Source organism: Hymenobacter edaphi (assembly GCF_003258365.1).
GTDB classification, from domain to species: Bacteria; Bacteroidota; Bacteroidia; order Cytophagales; family Hymenobacteraceae; genus Solirubrum; species Solirubrum edaphi.
The window spans coordinates 270,185-286,071 of sequence record NZ_QHKM01000006.1; the positions used below are offsets into that span (position 1 = coordinate 270,185).

Genomic DNA, 15,887 nt, shown 5'->3' on the forward strand with positions numbered 1-15,887 from the left:
GGTTCGGTCGGTTTGTTTAGGCCCGCTGCGGGGCCGGCTCCGTTGAGCCGAAGGCCTGCCGCAGCCAGGCCCCGCTGAGGGCCGCCAGCCCGCCCACCAGGCCGCCGAGCACGGCCGTTACCAGCACCAGCAGCCAGCCGCGGCCGCCCAGCGGCAGCAGCTCGGCCACGCGGTGGCTCAGGCGGCCGTCGGCCTGCACATGCAGCCACGCGGCCAGCAGCAGCCAGCCCAGGCCCACGCCGCCGAAGCCCGCCAGGAAGGTCCGGCCGCCGCGTTGGGGCAATAGAAAGGCCAGCAGCAGGGCCACCACGGCGGCGCTCCACCAGGGCAGTAGCCATTGGGCCGCGGCGGCCAGCCCGAAAATCAGCAGAAATAGAAGCCAGGAGGAGCTACGCATGAAAAAACTTGTCAAGGAAGCGCAGGAATGAAGGGGTGGTGATAGTGAATGTCACGGGGATAGTATAGGAAACGCTGACCAGCTGTCCGTTGTGCCGGCCTGGCTGCCAGCGCGGCATCTGGCGAATAACCCGGGCCGCTTCTTCGTCGCAGCCTGCCCCGATGCCTTTCGCTACCCGTACGTCGCGCACCCGCCCATCGGGCCCAACAGTAAAGTTGACATAGACTTTGCCCTCAACATGGCTGTCCAGGGCTTCGGCCGGGTAGTGAACATTCTTGCCAATGTATTGCAGCAGGCCATCCATGCCGCCGGGCGGCTGGGGCATCTGATCCACGTAGGCATAGACCTTGGCCGCCGACGTGTCGGCCACTGATGCCGGGACGTTGGAATCGGGCTCAGGCGCAAACGAACGGTCTTGCCTGCGTGCTTGGCCATGCGCTGTTGTCTCATCGCCCCCGATTTCAGCAACGGTGCCGCTGGGCGGCGGCTCGAAGCGCTGGGGGCGGTGCTGGGCCAGTTGAAAAAGGGTCAGCAGCGCGAGCAGTCCGCCGAAAATCCAGGCGAACTGGCGCGTCGAGAGGCCGTTGCGGCGTGGGGGGAGCGGAGGCATGGCGGATCAGGGCTTAAGCTGCCACGCGGCCGCCACCCGCGGGTGCGGCTGCGTGGGCGAAGTCAGGTAAATCAACTCGTTGAGCTGGCCCACGCGCCAGGTTTCCAGCAGGTCGTCGTAGTACTGGGAGCCGGGGTTGCCGCTCTGCCCGCCGGGAAACACGCCGTAGGCCTTGGGCGCGGGGCCCAGCGCCACCACCATGCGCCAGGAGGGCCCGTTGCGCTCGGTGGTGGCATTCACGATGGCCGCCCCGCCGCCGCAGTCCACGTCCAGGTGGCCGAAGCCGGGCAAGCGCGCCAGGTGCAGGATGTCGGTGCTCTTCTGGTTGCTCCAGGCCCACTTCGGCCCCAGCGGCCCGAATTTGCGGGTCAGCGAGTCGGTGGTGAGCTGCAGGGTTTTCAGCGCCAGCTGCGGCAGCGTCTCGCGGGCCGGGGTGCGGTGGTCGTCGATCCAGCGCGAGGTGTCTTCCCGCAGAATCAGGTTGTTGGTCCGGTCGCGGGGCGGGTAGCGCATTTCCAGGCCGGTGGCTTTCGGGCCGAAGTCGTCCTGCCAGATGGCCTCGACCAGCTGCCCGTACCACAGGTCGAAGATGCTGGCCCCCACGGCGGCGGCGTCGTGGAAGTAGTTCCAGCGGCGCAGCTCCTCGTAGGCCGGGCGCTGGGCGGGCGTGAGCTGCTCGGAGCGCACCAGTTGCAGCAGGCGCGGCAGCATCAGCTGGGCGTTCAGGTTCAGGTTGTCGGTCTGCAGCAGGCGCAGGGAGTCGGGGGTGGCGCGCGTCATCTGCGCGAGGCGCTGGTTGATGCGGTGGCCCCGCTCGTAGCTGGCGAAATTCCAGCCCAGGTAATACGGGTAGTCGGGCCCGGCCGGAAACTGGTTGGCCGACGACACGAAGCCGCGCGCGGGGTTCCGCACGTGCGGGTTCTGCGCCTGCGGAATCCAGCCCTGCCAGTCGTGCCGCGGGTCGGAGCCGTCGAGGATGAACTTGCCCTGGGCCGGCCACTTCAAGGGGAACTTGCCGTTGGGCCAGATGGCCACGTCGTTGTGCCGGGAGGCGAAGATGAAGTTCTGGGCCGGGGCGGCGTAGGTGCTCAGCGCGGCGGCGTAGTCCTGGTAGTGGTGGGCGCGGTTGAGGCGGTAGAAGGTCAGCACCTCGTTGCCGCCCTCGTGGGCCGTCCAGCGCATGGCGTGGCGCACCGGCGTCTGGGCGTTGAAGGGCTTCTCGTCGTGGTCGTACACCACCGGGCCGTGGTGGGTGTAGAGCACCGTATCGAGGCGCTCGGCCTGCCCGCGCACCCGGATGCGCTCCACCACCCGGCGCACCGGCTTCCACTGCCCGTCGTGCCAGTACTGCTGCCGGCGGTTGTCCTTGAATTTCAGCTGGTACCAGTCGAGCACGTCGCCGCCCACGTTGGTCACGCCCCAGGCCACCTCCTGGTTGAAGCCGATGATGATGGTGGGCGCCCCGGGGATGGTCACGCCGTACACGTTCACGCCCGGCGCCACCAGCTGCACCTGGTACCAGATGCTGGGCAAGTTCAGCTGCAGGTGCGGGTCGTTGGCCAGGATGGGCAGGCCCGAGGCCGTGCGGCTGCCGCTCAGGGCGAAGTTGTTGGAACCCAGGTCCGCGGCGGGCTCGTTCTGCGGCACCTGGTCCGAGGCCGCGGCGGCAAACACCGTGGGTACCGGCGGCACTTTTAGCGGCGCGTAATCCAGCTGGGTGCCCGCGGGCACTATCGGATCCTCGCGGGTGGGGTAGTCCGGAAACAGGTCGCGCACCACCGCCGGGCCGTACTTGCCCAGGGCGTTGGAGAGGCGCAAATCGTCGGAGCGGCCGCTCAGGTCCCAGGCCATGAGCTGCAGCAGCAGGGCGCACTTCAGCGGCTTCCACGGCTCGGGGGCGTAGTTCAGCAGCTTGTACTCCAGCGGGTAGTCGCGCGGACTGAGCGCGCCGATGTAGGCATTGACGCCGGCCGAGTACGCCGTCAGCACGGTGCGCGTGGTTGGGTCGGCCATCATCACGGCCAAGGACTTTTCGGCCCCGTGCGGCAAGCCCATGCGGCGCTGAAACCGGTCGTACTCCAGGGCCCGCGCCCCTACGATTTCGGAAATGCGCCCGGCGGCCACGTGGGTCTGAAACTCCATCTGCCAGAGCCGGTCCCGCGCCGTGAGGTAGCCCTGGGCGTAGTACAGGTCGTGGTCGTTTTGGGCGAAGATGTGCGGCACGCGGTGGTCGTCGAAGCGCACCTGCACGGGCTGCTGCAGGCCGGGCAGCGTGAGCGTCTGCTCGCGGGCGAAGTAGCCGGGGGCCTCGCCGTTGCGCCAGAAGCCCTGAAACGGGCTCAGAAAGCGCCCGAAGGCCGGAATTTCGCCGTGGTTGGTATCGAGCACCCACACCAGGGCCCCGGTGGTGAGCAGAGCCAGCACGGCCCGGACGTAACGCAGCATAGAACGGAGGGAAATCAGCCGCTACAACATCCGACAAAAAAACGCGGCGCGCAAACCCCGGCCGGGGTTTGCGCGCCGCGTCCCGGCCGGGGCGCCGCGTTAGCGCTTGCCCGCGGGCAGCAGGAAGTTGATGCCGATGCGGCCGTCGAGCTTGCCCGTAGCACCACTCGGCGCGTAGGTGCGCTGGTACCCCGCGCTGACCTCCAGGGCCGTGCGCGGGCTGATAAAGTAGCTGTAGCCCACCGCCGCCCGGGCCCCGAGCGAAACGAAGCGTTGCGGGTTGCTGAGGCGGCCCTGCTCGGTTTCGTACCGCTCCAGCGTCCAGTTGTGCTGGGCATGCACGCTGGCTTCGGCAAACAGGCGGTGCCGGCCCCGGCCCAGGAAATAATAGCGGGCAAACGGCGTCAGGCCCGCCGACCAGTTGCGGCGCGAATACCCGATGGTGCCGTACCCGCTCGTCGACGTCCAGGGCTCATAGTAGTAGCCGGTGTAGGTGGATTCGGAGCGGCTGTGGCCGAGCTGCACGCCCACGCCCACCAGCAGGTTATCGGCCACGAAGCGGCCCACCGTGGGCGTGAGCGTGCCCGAGAGCTGCCGAAAGCCGTCGGTGGCGCGGCCGTAGCTCAGGTTGCCGGCCGAGAGGCCGATGAGGGTGGTGCCACGCTCGGTTTGGGCATGCGCCGAGCCGCCGGCCAGCCCAATCAGGCCAGCCAGGAGTAACAAGTGCTTAGTCATAAGAAAGGGAGGGAAGTAGCAACGGCTGCGCCGCTGTATACCGGAGGCATAAGGGGCGGCTACAGTTGCAAGCCCGCACCGTGATGCCCGAAAACTGGTGGTTCGGGGCCCGGTCGGGCACTTGGTGTCAGCCGGGCCCTGATACCAAAAAACGCCGCGCTACCCCGGTTTAGCAGGGGTAGCGCGGCGCATAGGCTGGCCAGGCGTGCTTTATGGCGTACCGGTGACACCCGACGGCAGGAACACGCTCAGGCCCAGGCGCACGTCCACCGAGCCCCGGCTGTGGTTACTGAGGTAGGAGAATTGGTTGTTGCGCCGGTAGCCCAGCGTGGCTTCCAGCGCCACGCTGGGCGTTAGAAAGTAGTTGTAGCCAGCCCCGGCAAACCAGCCTTTGATGGTTTCGTTGTAGCGGGTTTCATTGATGGTGCGGCCGTTTTCGCGCCGCGCGCCGCTGTTGTTGTAGCGCGTTATTTCCCCGCTGAGGTGAGCAAACAGTTTGTGCTTGCTGGCATCGACGAAGTAATAGCGCGCAAAGGGCGCCAGACCGTAGCTCCAGCTGCGTGCGATGCTGACAACCGGGCCGTCGGCCCCCGAGTAGGTGGTTCGGGCGCGGCTGTAGCTGAACGGGAGGCCGGTGCCCACCGCCAGCCGGTCAACCACGAACCAGCCGACGCTGGGGTACACGGCGGCCGTGAACGAGTTGTCTGTATCGGCGTAGCGGGTGTAGGTCAGGTTGCCCACCGACACGCCCAGCAGCTTGGCGCCGCGCTCGGTCTGGGCCTGGGCCGGCAGCGCCAGGGCCGCTGCGGCCAGCAACAAAAGGTATTTGTGCATCGTGCTGAAATACAAGGGTTAATTGCTGCCGCTCGCGGGCAAGAGTACGCTGAAGCCAAGGCGCACATCGACCACGTGGCGCGGATTGAAAATCGGGTCGTGCGCCACGCGGTAGTAGCCTGCCGAGGCCTCCAGCGCCGCGTTGGGCGTCAGGAAGAAGTTGTAGCCCAGGGTGCCGTGGTAGCCGAAGGTGCCCGCGCTGCGCGTATAATAATCCCACGTCCCCGGCCCGATGACCGGGCGGTAATCCAAGCCCCGGTAGTGAGTGCGGCCCACGTCAGCGCCGACCTCCCCGAACACGCGGTGCCGGCTGCTGCCCGGCAGGTAGTAACGGACAAAAGGCGCCAGGCCGTAGCCAAACTCACGGTAGTATTGAGCCCCGTTTGAGCGCTGCCGGCCGTAGCTCAGGTTCAGGCCAGCCCCCAGCGCCAGGTTATCGGCCAGAAAATAAGCCGCCGTGGGATGCAGCGCCGCCGAAAAGGCCGAACCGGAGTATTTGGTTCGACTGTAGCTCAAGTTGCCCACTGAGACGCCCAGCAGCTTGGCCCCGCGCTCGGTCTGAGCCTGGGCAGCAGGTAGTAACAGGCCGCAGGCAGCCAGCGCTAATAATGGTTTTTGCATACCGGATGAGAAAAAGGATAGAAAAAGCAGCTCCATAACTGCCGGGAGGCCGCCGCTATTGCATAGAGCCGGCCACGAAAATATAGGTTGCAACGAAAACCGCCCCGGCTGCCGAGCAGCCGGGGCGGTCAGGAATAAGGCGCCGGTCGGGCGGCGCTATAAGTTCTCCGCCTGGCGCACCAGCCCGCTGATGCCGCGGTTCTGCAGGCGCTGCCACAGGTCGTCGGCCACGCTGCGGGGCATGCGCTGGCCCACGATGACGCGGTTGAGCGGGCGGCCGTTTACGTTGTCCTGGCGCACGGCCACGGGCAGCTGCGCGTCGAGCGACTTGATCTGGGCCATCAGGGCCTCGGCGTTGCGCAGCTCACCGAACGTGCCGGCCTGCACCACGTAGGTGGCTTCGGGCTCGGGCGTGGTGTCGGTCACGGCCACGTCGGTGGCTTCGGGCTCGGGCACCTTCACGGTCCCGGCCACCGGGCCGAGGGGCGTATCGTCGGGCACGATTTCGGCCACGACGCCCAAGGCGCCCATGCGCACGATGTCGAGCGGGCGGGCGGCAATTTCCGACAGATCCAGGATGCGCTGGTGGCGGTACGGGCCGCGGTCGGTGACCTGCACCACCACGGCTTTGCCGCTCTCGGGGTTGGTCACGCGCAGCTTGGTGCCGAAGGGCAGGGTCTTGTGCGCGCAGGTGTACTTGTTGCGGTCGAAGCGCGTGCCGTTGCTGGTGCGGTGGCCCTGATGCTCGCGGCCGTACCAGGAGGCGCGGCCCCGGAGCACGGCGCTTTTACTGGCCGTGGCATTGGGCGTATCGTCGGCGAAGGAGGACAGCGAGGTGACTACCAGCAGCAGGGCCGTTAGCCACGTCATCAGCAAGCCCGAGAGGTTCTGTCGTTGTTTAAACTTCATTCATTCTCTGCTATGGTGAACAGGCCAAATCTATTAGCCTATCCGAAATACAATCCAAACCGAAAGCCCAGCTCGCGGTCAATATAGATTAAAAATTGTCCTTTTCCTGTAAAATTTGCATTAGCCCTAACTCGGCCAGGGATGCAAAATCCCTGATTGTGTTTCCTGAAGGGTAGGTTTGGATTCTATATAGACGAAGCCGGGTGACCGGCAGAAATAAGATTATCCGCCGCTGAAAAAAAATGCCCGCCGGCCTCCGTCTTTTGTCCAAGTGCTGGTTGCAGAAGTAAAAAATAATGCTTAAGGAACTAGTAGCCCCGCCGGCGCCTTGTCGTAAGTTTACCCATGGATTTTGGCCGACTTCCGGACGTGCGCGGCATCGACTTTCGCCTGCCGCCCGACCACCCCGACACCGCCGCCCTGCTGGCCCGCCTCGCCCCACCGGCCGAGCCGGCGCCCCTCTGGGTCGGCTGCCCTACCTGGACCAACAAAGCCTGGCTGGGCACCTGGTACCCACTGGGCCTGCGCGACGACCAGCAGCTGGCATACTACGGCCGGCAGTTCAACTCGCTGGAAGTCAACGTGACGCACTACCGCATTCCCGATGCCGAGATGGTGCGCCGCTGGCGGGCCGCCGTGCCTGCGCACTTCCGCTTCTGCCCCAAAGTGCCCCAGAGCATCAGCCACGACCGGGAGCTGTACCGCGCCGACGACCTGACCAACAGCTTCTGCCGGGCCCTCGAAAACCTGGGTGAGCAGCTCGGCATGGCCTTTTTGCAAATGGGGCCCAACTTCGCCCCGCCCCAGCTGCCGCGCCTGGAGCGCTACCTGCTCGACTGGCCCGCCCACCTGCCGCTGGCCGTGGAGCTGCGCCACCCCGCCTGGTACCACGACCCGGGCGTGCTGGCCGAAACCGGCGCCCTGCTCGAAGCCCTGGGCAAAACCTGGGTCATCAGCGACGTGGCCGGCCGCCGCGACGTGCTGCACCAGCGCCTGACCACGCCCCGGGCCTTTATCCGCTTCAACGGCCACGCCCTGCACCGCAGCGACTACCTGCGCGCCGACGCCTGGGCCGAGCGCCTGGCCGACTGGCTGGCCACCGGTCTGCACGAGGCCTACTTCTTCATCCACCAGCGCGACGTGAACGACGCTCCCACCTGGGCCCGGTACTTCCTGCAGCGCCTCGGCAAGCTCACCGGGCGCGAGCTGCCCCAGCCGCAGCTGGTGGTGCAGCCGGTGCAGGGCCGGCTGTTCTAGGGTCTGTGGACAGTAGCAGCTTGGGTAAGCCGTTAGCCCGTTGAGCGGTCATGCCGGGCGCAGCGCCGGCCTGCGGTTCGCGGGGCTCCGCAGGACGTTCTTGTTGCTTGCTGGCCACACAGCCTAAATCGTTGTTGGGGTAGTGATTTAAAAAAACAGTCCCACGGTGAGCCCGGCCGCCGGTGCCAGCTTGCGCCCGGCCGGGCCGCCGCGCGCTACTTTCAGGCCCGCCGAGGCGTCGAGGAAGCCGCGCTGGCCCAGCGGCAGCTGGTAGCCGGCCACCAGCTGGTTGGCCCGCCGGAGCTGGTAGCTGTAGGCCGCACCGCCCGCGGCTTCGGGCTGCAGGGTGTGCTGGAAGGTGCGGCTGGCCAGCAGGCTGACGTAAGGGCCGCTGAACTCTTCGCGGGTTTCGTCGCGCAGGCTCCGGATGGGCAGGTAGTAGCGCAGGCCCGAGGTGACGTCGAACTGCGCGAGGCCGGGCACCTCGGGCTGGCCCGGCTGCGGCGGGCGCACCGGGTCGTAGACGGAGGTGAAAGTGGCCAGCACGCTCAGGCCGAAAAATAGCCGCCGCTCGTAGCCCAGGCTCACGGGCAGCGTCAGGCCGGTTGGCCGCGTCCAGGCCTGGCTGGCGGCCAGCCCCACCTTGAGCACGCCCACCCGCGCGGGCCGCAAAGGGCAGGCGGCGGGAGCCGCCGCCGGGGCGAGCGAGGCCGGGGGCAGGCCGCGCAGCAGCTCACTGCTGCCGAGCGGGGCGGTTTGGGCGTACAACGAAGGAGAAGAGGCGGCGCCGAGCAACGTCGGGAGCAGCGCACTGCCGCAGAAGCGAGCAAGAGTAGCCATACAAAAGGGGAGTTGTGGCTAAGAGTGCGCCGCCTGCCGCCGGTGTTGCACCGCTCACCCGATCATGTGAGGGCCGCGGCAAACCACGCCCGGGCCAGCCGGCGGCGCGCCAAATCTCGTATGTTGCTCCGGCCTTCGTCGTTCCGCTCCTATGCCCGCACCTGTATTCCCGCGGCTGCTCGTCAGCGCGCTTGCTTGCCTGTTCAGCCTGAGCCAGCTGCCCGCCTCGGCTCAGGCTATCGGCCCCGCCGATGAAACCCGCTGCCTGCTGCTGCCCCTCGACCCGGCCCGGCGCGCCCAGGCCGCCGCGCTAGTGGTGGAGGCCGAAGTGCTGAGCCAACGCAGCTACTGGGACAACGCGCACCGCCGCATTTACACGGCCAACACCCTGCGCGTGTACAAGCTGCTGAAAGGCCAGTGGCCCGCCGCCGCGCCGCTCACCGTCGTGACCGAAGGCGGCGCCGTGGGCGACACGCTCCAGACGCTGACCAACACGCTGCGCCTCAGCCCCGGCCAGCAGGGCCTGCTGTTTCTGACGCCCGCCGGCTTTGCCGGCGCGGCGCCGGCCGGGGCCTGGACCGCCTACGCCAGCCGGCAGGGCTTCGTGCGCTACGACGTGGTGACGGCCACGGCCCACGAGCCGTTTCGGCAGTACCCGCTGCTCGACGAAAACTTCTACCGCGCCCAGACGGCCCTGACCGGTCAGGCCCTGCGCGAGCTGGTCCCCAATCCCGCGCTGGCGGCCGCGCTGCGCCGCCGCCAGCACCCGGCCGAAGCCCGTGGCATCAACGCGCCGCTCATCACCGATTTCAGCCCGCGCGCCCTCGTGGCCGGGGCCGATTCGGTGCTGACCATCAGCGGAGCCGGCTTCGGGGCGGCCACCGGCAGCGTGGAGTTTCGCAACGCCGACGACGGGGGCGTTTCCTTTACCCGCGTCAGCGCCCGCGACGTGCTGAGCTGGTCCGATGCGCGCATTCAGGTGCGCGTGCCTTCCTACAGCAGCACCGCCGACCCGGCCGGCAGCGGCCCCTTCCGGGTGGTAACGGCCGATCAGCAGGCGGCCGGCAGCCCGCCGCTGCTGCCTTTCACAGTGCGCTACGCGCTGACCAACGTGCAGGAAACCACCTCGGGCGTAACCTACCGCCCCGGCCATATCAACCAGAATGGCGCCGGCGGCTACACCTTCCAGCCCGATCCGGCCCTGGCTTCGAACGCGGCGGCGCTGGCCGCTTTCGGCCGGGCCTTGAGCAGCTGGCGCTGCCAGACGGCCATCAACTGGGACCTGGGCGGCGCCCGCACCGCCCGCGGCATCGGCAACGACGGCGTCAACGCCCTGGAATTCGACCAAGGCGCCGAGCTGCCGACAGCCGTGCTGGGGCGCACCACCAGCACCTACGCGGGCTGCCGCGAGGCCAACGGCACCATCCGCTTCTGGGCCAAGGAAATCGACATGCAGTTCGACGACGGGGTGAGCTGGCAGTTCGGGCCCGGCGCACCCAGCAGCGCGCAGTTTGATTTCGAAACCGTGGTGCTCCACGAACTGGGCCACGGGCAGCAGCTCAACCACGTCATTGCGCCCCTGATTGGGGGTGTGCCGCAGCTGGTGATGCACTATGCCATCGGCCGCGGCCAGCAGACGCGCCAGCTCAACTTCGGCCGCGACGTGCTGGGGGGCTACGCCGCGCAGCTGCGCAGCCTCGCGCCGGGCGCCTGCGGCCCCGCCGCCGAGCAGCCTGCCCCGCTCACGGCGCCGCTGGGCGCGCAGGTGCAGGGCGGCCGGGTGCTGCTGAGCTGGGGCGCCCGCAACGAGTGCGGCGGCATGAGCTTCGACGTGGAGCGCAGTCCCGATGCGCGCACCTGGACGCGCCTCGGGCAGGTGCCGGCCGCCGGCGCCGCCACCTACGCCTACACCGATGGCCAGCCGCTCGGCGGCACCAGCTTTTACCGCCTGCAGGTGCAGCTGGCCAACGGCCTGCGCCTGCCCGCCGCGCCGGTGGGCGTGCGCGAAAGCGGCCCCCCGCTGCTGCTGTACCCCAACCCCGCCACCGGCCCGCTGCTGAGCCTGGAGTACAACGCCCCGGCGCCCTCCAACGCGCTGGAAGTGCGCATCTTCGACGCCGTGGGGCGCTACTACGGCGGGCAGCGCCTGGTGGTGCCGCAGGCCGGCGTCAATGCGCTGAGCATCGGCCTGCCCCCGCTGCGGGCCGGCTGGTACGTGCTGCGCTGGGACGACGGCAGCGCCCACGGGGCGGTGCCCTTCGTGCGGGTGGAGTAACGGCGGGCGGCCCCGGCCCGTACCGGCAAGGCCGCGACTCCGCCAAGCTGGCCCGTACTTTGCCAGCGGCTGGCTCGTTAGAGTCGTGCTTCACCCTTTCCGCCGCATGCCCGCTTTCCGCCTCCGTCCGCTGCTACTCTTCACTGCCGCCAGCCTGCTCGCCCACGCCGCCCCGGCCCAGAAATACCGCACGGCCGTGGGCCTGCGCCTGGGCAGCGGCAACTACGGCTTCACGGCCCAGCAGCGCATCTTCGAAAAAACCACCCTAGAAGGTCTGGCTACCTTTCGCAGCCAGGAGGTGATGGGCACCCTGCTCATCGAGCGGCACTTCCACATTCTCGGCCCGGCCCTCAACTACTACTTCGGTGCCGGGGCCCACGCCGGCGGCCACAAAAACTACGGCACCGTCGGCGGCTTCGACGCCATGGTGGGCGCCGAGTGGAAGCTGCCCATTGTGCCGCTGCAGCTCAGTGTCGACTTCAAGCCCAGCGTGGAGCTGAACAACGAGGACTGGTTTCGCTTTCCGACGGCCGTGTCGGTGCGCTACGTGCTGATCAAGGAAAAGAAAAAGCCCTTCATGGGCGGCCTGTTCGGCGGCGACCAGGACAAGGAACGCCGCAAAAGCAAGCAGAAAACCAAAGCCGAGCCGCGCAAAGGCGGCCTGTTCAGCAACTAACCGGCGGCCGGAGCGCCGCTTCAGCCGCTGGCAATAGCGGCCCCTCACTGGAAACCCACCGCGCCGCGGGCGCCGATTGCCGCTAATGCAATCGGCGCCCGCGGCGCGGTGGGTTTGGGGCGTTGTTAAGCCGCTTTTCGGGGCTGTATAGCCGAATACGCAACGGTGGCCGCCCGTGGCCGCGGATGGAAGCTGGATGATAGACTGATTTTGTGTATTTCCATGGGTAAGTTCACTTTTCAAAAAATATTATTATAAATATCATCCAAAAAGTACTTGGATAGGGTATATTTAGTGAGAGTTGCCGATTCATTTTTCCACCATCAACGCTGAATGACCATGAAGCACTTTTCGCTGCTCATGCTCCGAAGCGGCTGGCTCCTGTTCCTTTTGCTGTTCGCCACGCAGCAAAGGAGCTGGGCCCAACCCACCGGCTGCACCCGTCCCGACCCTGGGGGGAACCCCGCCACCAATGGACTATACGCTGAATACTACGCCAGCTATTTCAACGACGACCAGAACTTCTTCACCTCCAACGCCCCGGGCCTCGCGCGCGTCGATGCGCAGCTGAACTTCCCGGACTCCGACAGCTGGGGCAGCATCGTGCCGCCGGCCGGGGGCTCGACCGCCGACCCCGCCGCCTTCAGCGCCCGTTACCGCGGCAGCCTCTACGTGCCCGTCGCCGGCAACTACACCTTCTTTCTCTCGTCCGACGACGCTTCTTACCTCTGGCTCGACGCGGCCGCGCAGGCCCTGCCGGCGCAAACTGCGGCCGCCCTCATCGACAACGGCGGGGGCCACAGCACCCTGGAGCGCAGCGCCACGGTGTATCTGAGCGCCGGGCTGCACAGCGTGCTCATTCACTACGGCGAAGACCTCTACGGCAACAACCTGACCTGGGAATGGGAAAGCGCCGCCGCGGGTATTACGCGCCAGATTGTACCCAGCTCGGCCCTCTGCTCGGCCGTGCAGAACCTGCTGCAGGTGCCCCAGGGCATTGCCTACTCCCCCGCCACGGCCGGGGTGGCGGCGGGCGCGGCCATCAGCTCGGGCGTGCCGACGGTAAACGACGGCGGCCAGCCCGTCACGGCCTTTGCCGTGGCCAACGCCGCCAGCCTGCCGGCGGGCATCAGCATCAACGCCTCGACTGGCGTGCTCACGGCCGCGGCCTCCGTGCCCAGCGGCCTCTACAGCGTGGCCGTGGCGCTGACCAACGCCAGCGGCACCAGCACCTTCGGCAACGTTTTTACCTTCGACATTGCCCCGCCGCCGCCTTCGGGCTGCGCTGGCACCGACCCCGGCGGGGCCGCTCCCTCGCGCGGGCTGTACGGGGAATACTACGCGGGCTTTTTCGGCAGTGACCACGGCTTCTTCTTGGCCCCGCCCGACCTGGTGCGCGTCGACGCGCTGGTGAACTTCACCAACACGCCCAGCTGGGGCAGCGTCGTGCCGCCGGCCGGGGGCTCGGCCGCCGACCCCGACGACTTCAGCGTGCGGCTGCGCGGCAGCCTCTACGTGCCTGCCACCGGTAGCTACACGCTCTACCTGACTTCCGACGACGCCTCCTACCTCTGGCTCGGCAACGCCGCCCTCGACGCGCCGGCCCAGACCAGCCGCGCCGCCATCGACAACGGGGGCATGCACGCGGCCCGCACCGACTCGGTAACGGTGTTTCTGACCGCTGGCCTGCACAACGTGCTGATTCACTACGGGGAAAGCGGCGGGGGCAACGTGCTGACGCTGGAATGGGCCAGCTCCGCGGCGGGCATCACGCGCCAGCCGGTGCCGGCCGCCGCCCTGTGCACGGTGGTGCAGCCGCTGCGCCAGCCGCCCACCGCGCTCAGCTACTCCCCGGCCAGCATGTCGACGGTGAGCGGGCGGACCGCCTCCTCGCCCGCGCCCGCTGCCACCAGCCCGCTGCCGGTGCAGGGCTTTGCGCTGCTGAACGCGGGCAGCCTGCCGGCGGGCATCAGCATCAACGCCACGACCGGCGTGCTCACGGCCGCGGCCTCCGTGCCGCAGGGCCAGTACACGGCGGGCGTAGCGGTGTACAACGCCGAGGGCGCCCTGGAGCAGCCGCTGGCGTTTGCCTTCGTGGTGACGCCGCCGCCGCCCGGGGGCTGCAGCGGCAACGACCCGGGCGGCAGCCTGGTGTCGGCAGGGTTGTTTGGGGAGTATTACGCGGGGTATTTCGACGACCAGCCGGACAATCAGGCCTTTTTCAAGCGCACAGCCCCGGCCTTCTCGCGCATCGACCCGCAGCTGAACTTCGGGGCGGTGGGTAGCTGGGGCGACATCGTGCCGCCCGCCCAGGGCTCCAACGAAAACCCCGAACAGTTCAGCGCCCGCTACCGTGGCAGCCTGTACGTGCCCACGGCCGGCAACTACACGTTCCATCTGACCTCCGACGATGCCTCCTATCTGTGGCTCGACGACAATGCCCTGGCCACGCCGCCCACGCTGGCGGCGGCCCTCATCGACAACGGCACCGGCCACTCGCCGCGCACCATCAGCGGCACGGTGTACCTCACGGTGGGCTTGCACAACCTGCTGGTGCACTACGGGGAGTTCAACGGCAGCAACGTGCTGCAGCTGGAGTGGGAAAGCACCGACGCCGGGCTGCCCCGGCAGCTGGTAGCCGGCACCGCGTTTTGCTCGGCGCTGCAGGCCGCCCGCGGGCCGCTGCCCATCACACTGGTGGGCTTCCGGGCCCGGGCCGTGGGCGAGCAGGTGGAGCTGAGCTGGGAAACGGCCCAGGAAATCAACAACCAGCACTTCGAGCTGGAGCGCTCGGCCGACGGGCGCAGCTACCGCAGCGTGGCGCGCATCACGGGCGCCGGGAACAGCAGCACCCGCCGCAGCTACCGCCACTTCGATGCGCAGCCCCTGCCGGGCCTGAGCTATTACCGCCTGCGGCAGGTGGACTTCGACGGGGCTACCTCCGTGAGCGACGCGGTGGCCGTGACGCGGCCGGGTGACGGTAAGGCTGTGGCTATCAGTGTATACCCCAATCCCAACAACGGGTATTTCACGCTGAAGCTGCCGCAGCCCGCCCCGGCCGATGCTCGGCTGGAGCTGCTGGACCTGAGCGGGCGCGTGCTGCGGCGGCTGGTGCTGCTGCCGGGCGTGCAGCAGCAGCAGCTGGCGGCGCCGGGCCTCGCCCACGGGGTGTACCAGCTGCGCCTGACGACGCCGGCCGGCCGCAGCGTGGCCAAGGTCGTGGTGCACTAAACGCCCCCGGCCCGCCAGCCGAACGGCCCGCCCCGCGGATAGCGGAGCGGGCCGTTTGGCTGGCGGGCCGGTTGATAACGGGCTGGCCGTCGGTGGCTTAGCCCTTGCTGACGCGGCCGCTGCCGGAGACGTGGCTGCTCACCCGGGGCGAGCCGGCGTAGTAGATGTTGCCCGAGCCGCTGATGTGCGCGTCGAGGGTTTCGGCCACGTGCAGGCGGCAGATGCCCGAGCCGCTGATGCGGGCCTCGCCGGTGCTGGCCTTCAGCTCCCCGGCGTCGATGCGCCCCGAGCCGCTGATGCTGGCCGACAGGGAGCGGCTGCTGCCGCTCAGGCGCAGCTGGCCCGAGCCGCTGACGCTGGCCTCCACCACCTCGGCCGTAAGCGGCGCGCGCAGCTGGCCCGAGCCGCTCACGGCCACCTTCACGGCTTTGCCCGTCAGGGGGCTGTCGGCGTGCAGGCTGCCCGAGCCGCTCACGCTCAGGCCCTCCAGCGTCGTCACGGTCACGTACACTTTCACCGGGCCCTTAAAGCTGCGCCAGCCGATGCCGCTGTGGTTGACGGTGCCCACGCGCAGGCGGCCCTTGTCCACGGTGGTTTCGATTTCTTTCACGTCCTCGGGCTGGCCTACGACTTCCACTTTCTGCGCGCTGCCCTGCGTCACGATGACTTCCATTGAGCCGGCTAGCTGCACGCGGGTGAACGGGCCCACCGCCCGCACTTCGCGGGTATCGGCGGCGGTGTGGGCGGCGGGCGGCGGGCCCGGCGCCACGGGGCGAAAAGCGGTGGCAGGGGCCAGCAGCACCAGCAGGCAGGCCAGGTGGGGGAGGCGGGAGGTTTTCATAGGCAAAGGTTGAATGGGATATTCAAGGTAGCAGATGTTGGCAATACCGCCACCCGTTGCCTGGCTGGCTCCGGTAATTGGTATAGCGTCACCGGTTTGCGCCGGCGGCAGCGGTTTTTTCGTGAGCTTTGGGCCCACGCTCAGCCCGCTGCCATGACGCCCAACGAAGAACTGCTGCACCGCTTCTACCAGGCGTTTCAGCGCCGCGACGCCGCC

The 15,887-nt window shown here is 68.2% G+C and carries 13 protein-coding genes; 4 read left to right on the forward strand and 9 right to left on the reverse strand.

The window, feature by feature from the left end; all coding sequences use genetic code 11:
* Nucleotides 1-16: 16 nt before the first annotated feature.
* The 7 genes from DLM85_RS25575 to DLM85_RS18685 all read right to left on the reverse strand — a co-directional run bounded on the left by DLM85_RS25575 (nucleotide 17) and on the right by DLM85_RS18685 (nucleotide 6,551).
* A complete protein-coding gene (locus DLM85_RS25575) occupies nucleotides 17-397 on the reverse strand; it encodes a hypothetical protein (protein WP_165822201.1) in 381 nt (126 codons plus the stop codon).
* On the reverse strand, nucleotides 390-1,007 hold the full coding sequence (locus DLM85_RS18660) for an energy transducer TonB (RefSeq protein WP_111479677.1): 618 nt from the start codon (nucleotides 1,005-1,007) through the stop codon (nucleotides 390-392). Before DLM85_RS18660 ends, DLM85_RS25575 begins: the two co-directional genes overlap by 8 nt.
* Nucleotides 1,008-1,013: 6 nt before the next feature.
* Nucleotides 1,014-3,452, reverse strand: a complete 2,439-nt coding sequence (locus DLM85_RS18665; RefSeq protein WP_111479678.1) for a penicillin acylase family protein — start codon at nucleotides 3,450-3,452, stop codon at nucleotides 1,014-1,016.
* A 99-nt stretch (nucleotides 3,453-3,551) separates the two neighbouring features.
* Nucleotides 3,552-4,187: a hypothetical protein gene (locus DLM85_RS18670; protein WP_111479679.1), complete on the reverse strand. Its 636-nt coding sequence runs from the start codon at nucleotides 4,185-4,187 to the stop codon at nucleotides 3,552-3,554.
* 210 nt (nucleotides 4,188-4,397) lie between these two features.
* Complete coding sequence (locus DLM85_RS18675; protein WP_111479680.1) at nucleotides 4,398-5,021, reverse strand: outer membrane beta-barrel protein; 624 nt, start codon at nucleotides 5,019-5,021, stop codon at nucleotides 4,398-4,400.
* Between the two features lie 18 nt (nucleotides 5,022-5,039).
* Entirely contained in the window at nucleotides 5,040-5,642 is a 603-nt protein-coding gene (locus tag DLM85_RS18680) for an outer membrane beta-barrel protein (RefSeq protein WP_165822202.1), read from the reverse strand.
* 156 nt (nucleotides 5,643-5,798) lie between these two features.
* Entirely contained in the window at nucleotides 5,799-6,551 is a 753-nt protein-coding gene (locus DLM85_RS18685; RefSeq protein ID WP_111479682.1) for a septal ring lytic transglycosylase RlpA family protein, read from the reverse strand.
* 345 nt (nucleotides 6,552-6,896) lie between these two features.
* On the opposite strand from DLM85_RS18685, the gene DLM85_RS18690 reads away from it, so the two are divergent.
* A complete protein-coding gene (locus DLM85_RS18690; protein ID WP_111479683.1) occupies nucleotides 6,897-7,808 on the forward strand; it encodes a DUF72 domain-containing protein in 912 nt (303 codons plus the stop codon).
* 147 nt (nucleotides 7,809-7,955) lie between these two features.
* Here the strand turns inward: DLM85_RS18690 and DLM85_RS18695 are convergent, their stop codons facing one another.
* The gene (locus DLM85_RS18695) at nucleotides 7,956-8,648 is read right to left on the reverse strand and encodes a hypothetical protein (protein ID WP_133257144.1); all 693 of its coding nucleotides are present in this window, start codon (nucleotides 8,646-8,648) and stop codon (nucleotides 7,956-7,958) included.
* A 151-nt stretch (nucleotides 8,649-8,799) separates the two neighbouring features.
* On the opposite strand from DLM85_RS18695, the gene DLM85_RS18700 reads away from it, so the two are divergent.
* From DLM85_RS18700 to DLM85_RS18710, 3 genes are all read left to right on the forward strand, one after another.
* On the forward strand, nucleotides 8,800-10,923 hold the full coding sequence (locus tag DLM85_RS18700; protein WP_111479685.1) for an IPT/TIG domain-containing protein: 2,124 nt from the start codon (nucleotides 8,800-8,802) through the stop codon (nucleotides 10,921-10,923).
* Nucleotides 10,924-11,029: 106 nt separating this feature from the next.
* Entirely contained in the window at nucleotides 11,030-11,599 is a 570-nt protein-coding gene (locus DLM85_RS18705) for a hypothetical protein (RefSeq protein ID WP_111479686.1), read from the forward strand.
* Nucleotides 11,600-11,938: 339 nt separating this feature from the next.
* Nucleotides 11,939-14,830, forward strand: coding sequence for a PA14 domain-containing protein (locus tag DLM85_RS18710; RefSeq protein WP_165822203.1), 2,892 nt, complete (start codon nucleotides 11,939-11,941; stop codon nucleotides 14,828-14,830).
* 97 nt (nucleotides 14,831-14,927) lie between these two features.
* Here the strand turns inward: DLM85_RS18710 and DLM85_RS18715 are convergent, their stop codons facing one another.
* On the reverse strand, nucleotides 14,928-15,671 hold the full coding sequence (locus tag DLM85_RS18715) for a head GIN domain-containing protein (protein WP_111479688.1): 744 nt from the start codon (nucleotides 15,669-15,671) through the stop codon (nucleotides 14,928-14,930).
* Between the last annotated feature and the right edge of the window lie 216 nt (nucleotides 15,672-15,887).

Coding starts and splice junctions, on each gene's coding strand:
- DLM85_RS18665 (WP_111479678.1), bottom strand. CDS start 3,452: ATGCTGCGTTACGTCCGGGCCGTGCTGGCTCTGCTCACCACCGGGGCC.
- DLM85_RS18675 (WP_111479680.1), bottom strand. CDS start 5,021: ATGCACAAATACCTTTTGTTGCTGGCCGCAGCGGCCCTGGCGCTGCCG.
- DLM85_RS18660 (WP_111479677.1), bottom strand. CDS start 1,007: ATGCCTCCGCTCCCCCCACGCCGCAACGGCCTCTCGACGCGCCAGTTC.
- DLM85_RS18705 (WP_111479686.1), top strand. CDS start 11,030: ATGCCCGCTTTCCGCCTCCGTCCGCTGCTACTCTTCACTGCCGCCAGC.
- DLM85_RS25575 (WP_165822201.1), bottom strand. CDS start 397: ATGCGTAGCTCCTCCTGGCTTCTATTTCTGCTGATTTTCGGGCTGGCC.
- DLM85_RS18715 (WP_111479688.1), bottom strand. CDS start 15,671: ATGAAAACCTCCCGCCTCCCCCACCTGGCCTGCCTGCTGGTGCTGCTG.
- DLM85_RS18680 (WP_165822202.1), bottom strand. CDS start 5,642: ATGCAAAAACCATTATTAGCGCTGGCTGCCTGCGGCCTGTTACTACCT.
- DLM85_RS18685 (WP_111479682.1), bottom strand. CDS start 6,551: ATGAAGTTTAAACAACGACAGAACCTCTCGGGCTTGCTGATGACGTGG.
- DLM85_RS18690 (WP_111479683.1), top strand. CDS start 6,897: ATGGATTTTGGCCGACTTCCGGACGTGCGCGGCATCGACTTTCGCCTG.
- DLM85_RS18670 (WP_111479679.1), bottom strand. CDS start 4,187: ATGACTAAGCACTTGTTACTCCTGGCTGGCCTGATTGGGCTGGCCGGC.
- DLM85_RS18695 (WP_133257144.1), bottom strand. CDS start 8,648: ATGGCTACTCTTGCTCGCTTCTGCGGCAGTGCGCTGCTCCCGACGTTG.
- DLM85_RS18710 (WP_165822203.1), top strand. CDS start 11,939: ATGAAGCACTTTTCGCTGCTCATGCTCCGAAGCGGCTGGCTCCTGTTC.
- DLM85_RS18700 (WP_111479685.1), top strand. CDS start 8,800: ATGCCCGCACCTGTATTCCCGCGGCTGCTCGTCAGCGCGCTTGCTTGC.